Annotated in this window: 5 protein-coding genes; 1 reads left to right on the forward strand and 4 read right to left on the reverse strand. The window is 72.9% G+C overall.

Annotation, left to right across the window (positions count from 1 at the left end; genetic code table 11):
• Positions 1-29: 29 nt before the first annotated feature.
• Positions 30-2,210, reverse strand: a complete 2,181-nt coding sequence (locus FB558_RS29770) for a SpoIIE family protein phosphatase (RefSeq protein WP_142058942.1) — start codon at positions 2,208-2,210, stop codon at positions 30-32.
• Between the two features lie 236 nt (positions 2,211-2,446).
• Between FB558_RS29770 and FB558_RS29775 the strand changes: the two genes are divergently transcribed.
• The gene (locus tag FB558_RS29775) at positions 2,447-3,175 is read left to right on the forward strand and encodes a FadR/GntR family transcriptional regulator (RefSeq protein ID WP_142058944.1); all 729 of its coding nucleotides are present in this window, start codon (positions 2,447-2,449) and stop codon (positions 3,173-3,175) included.
• On the opposite strand, the gene FB558_RS29780 is transcribed toward FB558_RS29775, so the two are convergent.
• The 3 genes from FB558_RS29780 to FB558_RS29790 all read right to left on the reverse strand — a co-directional run.
• Positions 3,162-4,577 (reverse strand): Nramp family divalent metal transporter, encoded by a 1,416-nt coding sequence (locus FB558_RS29780; RefSeq protein ID WP_142058946.1) that lies wholly within the window; start codon positions 4,575-4,577, stop codon positions 3,162-3,164. The genes FB558_RS29775 and FB558_RS29780 overlap by 14 nt on opposite strands.
• 62 nt (positions 4,578-4,639) lie before the next feature.
• Positions 4,640-6,148, reverse strand: a complete 1,509-nt coding sequence (locus FB558_RS29785; protein WP_142058948.1) for a tripartite tricarboxylate transporter permease — start codon at positions 6,146-6,148, stop codon at positions 4,640-4,642.
• A 3-nt stretch (positions 6,149-6,151) separates the two neighbouring features.
• A partial coding sequence (locus tag FB558_RS29790) for a tripartite tricarboxylate transporter TctB family protein (protein WP_211366909.1) occupies positions 6,152-6,695 on the reverse strand: 544 nt, incomplete at its 5' end.

Below are 6,695 nucleotides of genomic sequence, written 5' to 3' on the forward strand. Positions count from 1 at the left end.
GCCGACCTGCGGTAACGCCGCCGACAGGGCTATCCGTCGAGGCGCACGGCCAGCAGGGCGACGTCGTCGCGCGGCCGGTTCGGGCTGCACGCCGCGAGCACCCGGTCCACGAGCGCCTCGGCCGCGACGCCCGCGGGCAGGGCCGTCACGGTGGACTCGAGCAGCTCGGCGCGGGCGTCCGCGTCCTCGCCCGCGACGTCGGTGAGGCCGTCGGTGTAGAGCAGCAGCAGCGTGCCCGGCGGGCAGCGCAGCACCGCCTCGGCGCGCCCGGGCCCGGCCCGCCTGCCGAGGCTGCGAACCGCTCCGATCATCGGCGACCGGTTCTCGTCCAGGCGCAGCAACGTGCCGTCGGGCACGACCACCAGCGGCGCCGGGTGGCCGGCGTTGGCGTAGCGCAGCAGCCGGTGGCCGTCGGGCCCCGGCGGTTCCAGCCGCGCGTAGACCGCGGTGGCCATGGCGGCCATCTCCAAGCCCTGCACGAGCTGGTCGCAGCGGTCGAGCACCAGTCCCGGCGGCCCGCCGTCCCACGCGTAGGAGCGCAGGACGCCGCGCAGCTGCCCCATCGCGGCCGCGGCGATCAGGTCGTGGCCCACGACGTCGCCGATCGCGAGCCCGAGCGCGCCGTCGGGCAGGTCGAGCACGTCGTACCAGTCGCCGCCGACCTGGTTGCCGTCGACGCCGACCCGGTAGCGCGTCGCCACCTGCACCCCGTCGACGTCCGACACCACGGGCAGCAGGCTCCGCTGGAGGGTGGCGGCCGCCGCGTGCTCGGTCTCGTAGAGCCGCGCGTTGTCGATGGCGAGGCCGGCCCGGCCGGCGATGTCGGTGGCGAGGTGCAGGTCGCGCTGGCCGTAGCGGCGTCCGTAGGGGTGCTGGGTCATGAGGGTGAGCGCGCCGAGGACGCGGCCCCTGGCGCGCACCGGCACCACCATCACCGACCGCAGGCGCAGCGTGTCGTAGACGGCGGCGGCCGCCGGGTCGTCCGGGTAGCGGTCGCCGCCGAGCTCGGGCAGCTCCGCCACGAGCACCGGGCGGTCGCCCGCCAGCACGCTGCCGGTGTCGCTGCCCGCGCCCACGTGGTAGTTGCGCAGCCTGCCGAGCTCGCGCAGCCGGTCCTCGTCCGCGGGGTCGCGCGCGGCCACCGCGAGCCTGCGGGGCACGCCCTGCCCCGGTACGTCGAGCACGTCGACCGCGCACATGTCGGCGAGCTCGGGGACCAGGCTGCGGGCGAGCCGCTCGCTGGCGTCGACCACGTCGAGCGCCACCGTCATCTGCGTGGTGGCCTCGGCCAGCAGCCGCAGCTGCCCGCGCGCCTCCTCGGCCTCGGCCAGCGCGGCCCTGCGCTCCTGCTCGACGACCACCCGCTCGGTGACGTCGTTCTGCACCCCGACGAAGTTGACCAACTCACCGGCGCCGTCGAACACCGGCGAGATCGCGATCTCGTTCCAGAAGGCCGAGCCGTCCCGCCGGTAGTTCAGCAGGACCTCGGTGACGGGCTCACCCCGCCGCAGGGCGTCGGCGATCCGCCGCACGCCCACCCGGTCGGTGTTGGCCCCCTGCAGGAACCGGCAGTTCCACCCCACCACCTCGTCGGCGGGATAGCCGGTGAGCGCGACGAAGGAGGGGTTGACCCAGACGAGCGGGTTGTCCTTGCGACGCGGGTCGGTGATCACGAAGGACATGCCGGTGGCGACGACGGCGCGGTCCCGCAGCACCTCCAGCCACCGATCGCCCTGCTCGGCGCCGGGCAGCTGCAGCAGCACCACCAGCGCGCGCCGCTCGAGGTCGTCCGCGGTCCCGGACGGCACGGCACCCCCGCTCACACCGGTGAGCGGGAACCCGGTGACCCACAGCAGCCCGGCCCCGGTGGCGTCCACGCCCGTGGCGCCGATCGCCGGGGCACGGCGGGCCGCGTCGCGCACGGCGACCGGTTCGCCCGCGACCGGCACGCCGCGCGCCACCCGCGAGAGCGGGGACGCCGTCCCGTGCACCGGGTGGCCGCCGAGATCGGTGAGTCCCGCCGCCTCGCTCCACCGGTCGACGTCGATCGGCAGCCGCACCCCGCCGCCGGTCAGCTCGACCGCGGCGGCGTTGGCGTGCACGACCACCCGCTGCGCGAGATCGATCACCAGTACGGCGGCGGGTGCCGCGCGCAGCACCTGCGGGAGCAGGCCGGTGCCCACCCCGCCGAGGTCACCCGGATGCGCCACGTCGACAGCGTAGGGAAGAAACCCCACGTGCGCGTGGCCACGAACGGGGCGACCCTGGACCTGTGGCCAGGCGGCGAGGACCCATCCGCATGACGAACGGCACTTTCGTCGGCTAGGTGCCGACGAAAGTGCCGTTCGTCCGGAGAGGAGCCTGACGATGGCCGTGCCCTGGTCGGACCTCCGGTGGGAGCGCTGGGGGGCGCGGCCGGCCGCCGTGCCCCCGATATGGTGGCCGGATGCGTCCGGGGCGAGCCGATGTGGTGGCCGAAGAACTGCTGCAGCTCATCCTCGACGGCACGTTCCCCGTCGGCGGTGCCCTGCCCAGCGAGTCCGACCTCGCGGGCCGGTTCGGCGTCAGCAGGCTCACCGTGCGCGAGGCGATCCGCTCGCTGGTCCACACCCGGGTGCTCGACGTCCAGCAGGGCCGCTCGACGATGGTCAACCCCACGGAGAAGTGGTCGCCGCTGGACGGCAGGCTCCTGCTCGCCCGCAGCCGCTCCGGCGGTGACCCGCTGCTGCTGCCGCGCCGGCTGCTGGAGGCCCGCCGCGCCGTCGAGGTGGCGATCGTCGAGCTCGCGGCCGTGCGCCGCCGGGAGACCCACCTCGAGCGGATGCGCGCCACGCACGAGCAGATGCTCGACGGGCACGCCCGCGGCGACGCGGTCGCCACGGCCGAGGCGGACCTCGCGTTCCACGCCGCGCTCTTCGAGGCCGCCGACAACGTGTTCCTCGACGCGCTGTTCGAGCCGCTGTCGGGGGTGCTGCGGGCCATGCGCCAGGAGACCTCGACCGTGCCGGACTTCCGCAGCCACGCCCTCGACCGGCACGCCGCGATCCTGCGCGCCGTCGAGGCGGGCGACCCGGCCCAGGCCCGGGAGGCCATGGAGGCGCACCTGCAGCAGACCGAGGACGACGTCGAGCGCTACCTCGGTACTGCCGCAGGTGCCGCCGTCAGCCGATCTTGAGCCCGAAGACGCTCAGCAGCGTGTAGATCCCGAGCAGCCCGATCGCCACGCTGCTCACACCGAGCGCCACCGAGAAGCCGCGGCCGCCGTACAGGCGCGGATCGGTCTCGGTGCGGCGCAGGTAGTACACCGCGACCACCACCGCGACGAGGAACACCCCCGTCATCACGCCACCGATCTGCACCATGACCACCGGCGACTGGATCGTCATGAAGCAGACGCCCCAGATCAGCGGGAGCGCCACGGTGAAGACCCGGATCCAGCGCAGCCGCGCCACCGGGTCCTGCCAGTCCAGCACGCCGAACGTGGCGAGCAGGTTCGTGTACATCCGCGACCAGCTGGGGATGGACGCCCACATCGTGGAGCCGAGCACCGCGATCGCCCCGACCAGGAAGATCACGCCCGCCCACTCGCCGAGCGTGTCCGTGTAGATGCGGGACAGCGTGGTGATCATGCCGTTGCCCTCGGGGACGAGGCCCTGCGGGTTCAGCACGGCCGCGCCCATGAGGTAGAAGGCGAGCGTGCCGAACGTGTAGATCACCCAGGACACCGCGGCGTCCTTGTACATCACCCGGATCCAGCCGTTGGCCCGCCGGACCCACGCCTCACTGCCGTCGTTGGGCCCGACCCAGCGCGCGTAGCCCTTCTCGACGCACCAGTACGTGTAGAAGGTGATCTCGTCGGCCCCGACGCCCGTGATGCCGAACATGGCCACGGCGGCGCCGACCGCGCCCGCCGGGATCAAGAACATCAGACCACTGCCCAGGTCGCTCGCGCCGTAGGCGAAGGGCGTGAGCGGCAGCCCGAGCGCGATGAGCACCGTGACGACCGAGAAGACCACCACGAGCGCGACGGCGCCGCGCTCGATCAGGGAGTACCGGTTCGAGTACAGCATCCCGATGCTGAAGGCGGCGAGCACGCACGTCCACAGCAGCAGGGAGCCGAACCCGAGGGGCTCCCCGACGATCGGGAGCAGGATGCTGAACGCCGCCGCCGTGCCGCCGATGATGCCGCCGAGCTGCAGCAGCTTGGACAGCGCCAGCAGCGCCCAGAGGATGTTGACCCAGCCGATCCGGCCGACCCGCGGAGGCACCTTGTTGTAGCCGGTGAGCGCCGGTTGACCGGTCGCGATCGTCCAGCGCGCCAGCTCCACCTGCAGTGCGACCTTCACCAGCGTGCTGATGATCACGAGCCACAGCAGCGCGAACCCGGCCTCGGCACCGAGCGTGGTGGTGGCGATCAGCTCCCCGGACCCCACGATCGACGCGCTCAGGATCAGACCCGGCCCCAGGTAGCGGAAGCTGGCCTTCCAGCCGACGGGCGGCTCCTTGATGCCATCGGCCGTGAGGGTGTACGGGTCAGCGAGATCGAGCCCGCCCGACTTCTCCGTGCTCTCGGACATCCTCGTCCCTCTCAGTCATCTGATGTCTGGCGGGAGGATGGTGTCCTTTCCGCGGGGGGACGTCAATGTCGGAGTGCCCTGCGTCGCGCCACCGCACGTAACGATCTGCGCAACACGGGGTAGAGCAGGACCGGCAGCGTGATCACGAGCAGCGCCGCGCTGATCGGCCGCGTCAGGAACTGGGTGAGGTCCCAGTTCGTCTTGATGACGCTCTGCATGAAGTTCTTCTCGACGATCGGCCCCAGCACGAGCCCCAGCACCACGGGCGCCAGCGGGAAGCCGGTGCGCTCGAGCAGGTAGCCCAGCACGCCGAGCACGAGCATGACGCCGATCTCGAGGTACCCGTTGTTGATCGAGAACGCGCCCACGACGCAGAACGCGACGATGATCGGCATCAGCAGCGCGGGCGGTACCCGCAGCAGCGTTCCGCTGGTCCGCACCGCGAGGTAGCCGAGCGGGATCAGCAGCAGGTTGGCCAGGATGAAGACCAGGTAGATCCCGTACAGCAGGGACGCCTCGGCCCCGAAGAGCTCCGGACCCGGCTGCACCCCCTTCACCAGCAGCACGCCGAGCAGGATGGCGGTGATCGTGTCGCCCGGGATGCCGAACACGAGCGTCGGGACGTAGGCCGAGGCCAGTGCGGCGTTGTTGGCCGAGCCCGCCGAGACGATCGGCTCGACGTGCCCCTCGCCCTTCCCGAAGAGGTGCCCCTCCTTCGAGGCGTTCTTGGTGGCGGCGTAGGACACCCAGGCCGCGATGTCACCACCCGCGCCGGGCAGCGCGCCGATCGCACCGCCGATGGCGTTGCCGCTCACCACGCCGCGGCGGTAGCGCCACAGCGTGCGCCGCGTGTCGCGGAACATCCCGCGCGTGCGCAGCCGCACCGGCTCGATCCGCCCGGTCGGGTGCAGCACGTTGCGCAGCACCTCCGACAGGCCGAAGAGCCCGATCATCGCGGGGATGAAGCTGATCCCCTGCAGCAGGTCGGTGCTGCCGAACGTGAAGCGGGCGTAGCCCAGGGCGATGTCGATCCCGACCGTCGCCAGCAGCAGCCCGATGCAGAGCGAGATGGCGCCCTTGAGCTGCGACCCCTGCGAGATGATCACAGATGCGGTGAGGCCGAGGACCGCCACCCAGAAGTACTCGTACGAGGTGAACTGCAGCGCGAACTCCGCCAGCGCGGGCGCCGCCACCATGAGCACGACCGCTCCGACGATGCCGCCGATCACCGAGCCGCCGAGCGCGACGCCGAGGACCAGCGCCCCGTTGCCGGCCTGCGTCTGGCGGTAGGCGTCCTCGGTGTAGGCGGCGCTGGCCGGCGTGCCGGGCATGCGGACCAGCGCGGAGGGCAGGTCGCCTGCGAAGATCGCCATCGCCGACATCGTGATCACCGCCGCGATGGCGGGCAGCGGGTCGAGGAAGAACGCGAACGGCACCAGCAGGGCCGTCGCCAGCGTCGCTGTGAGGCCCGGGATGGCCCCGATGAACAGGCCGTAGACGGCCGAGGCGAGCACGACCACCAGCAGGGTGGGGTCGGCGAGCATCCCGAACGCCGTCGCGAGGTCTCCCATGCCCTATCCGAGCAGACCGGTCGGCAGCGGCACGAGCAGCAGCTCCTGGAACAGCAGGACGACGACCCCGGTGGTGACGGCAGCCGCCACGGCCGCGACGAGCGGCTTGGCGCCGAGCAGCCACATCAGCAGGAACAGCAGCACGGCCATCGTCGGCAGGAAGCCGACCACCTCGGCGAGCAGCAGGTAGGCGACGACCAGCCCGACCACGGCCAGCGCCCGGACCGCGCCCTGACGGGTGGCGGGTACCCCGGGCGCCACCGGGCGGTCGCGGGCGAGCACGGCGCGCACGACCAGCACCAGCCCGAACACGAGCAGCAGGCTGCCGACGATCCCGGGGAACAGCGCGGGCCCCGGCTGCCCGTCCGGGAGCTCCGGGAACGTGCGCACGTGCAGCACCACGGCAGCACCGAGCGCGGCGGCGAGCAGGCCCGCGACCAGGTCCTGCCACCACGGGACCGCCGCGGGCGCCGGCCCGGCGGCGGCCTCCGCGTCGGCGGGCGGGGACGCGCCCGTCACGCGGCCAGCCCGGCGGCGCGCATGATCT

The sequence above is a fragment of the Pseudonocardia kunmingensis genome (genome assembly GCF_006716445.1).
Taxonomy (GTDB): Bacteria; Actinomycetota; Actinomycetes; order Mycobacteriales; family Pseudonocardiaceae; genus Pseudonocardia; species Pseudonocardia kunmingensis.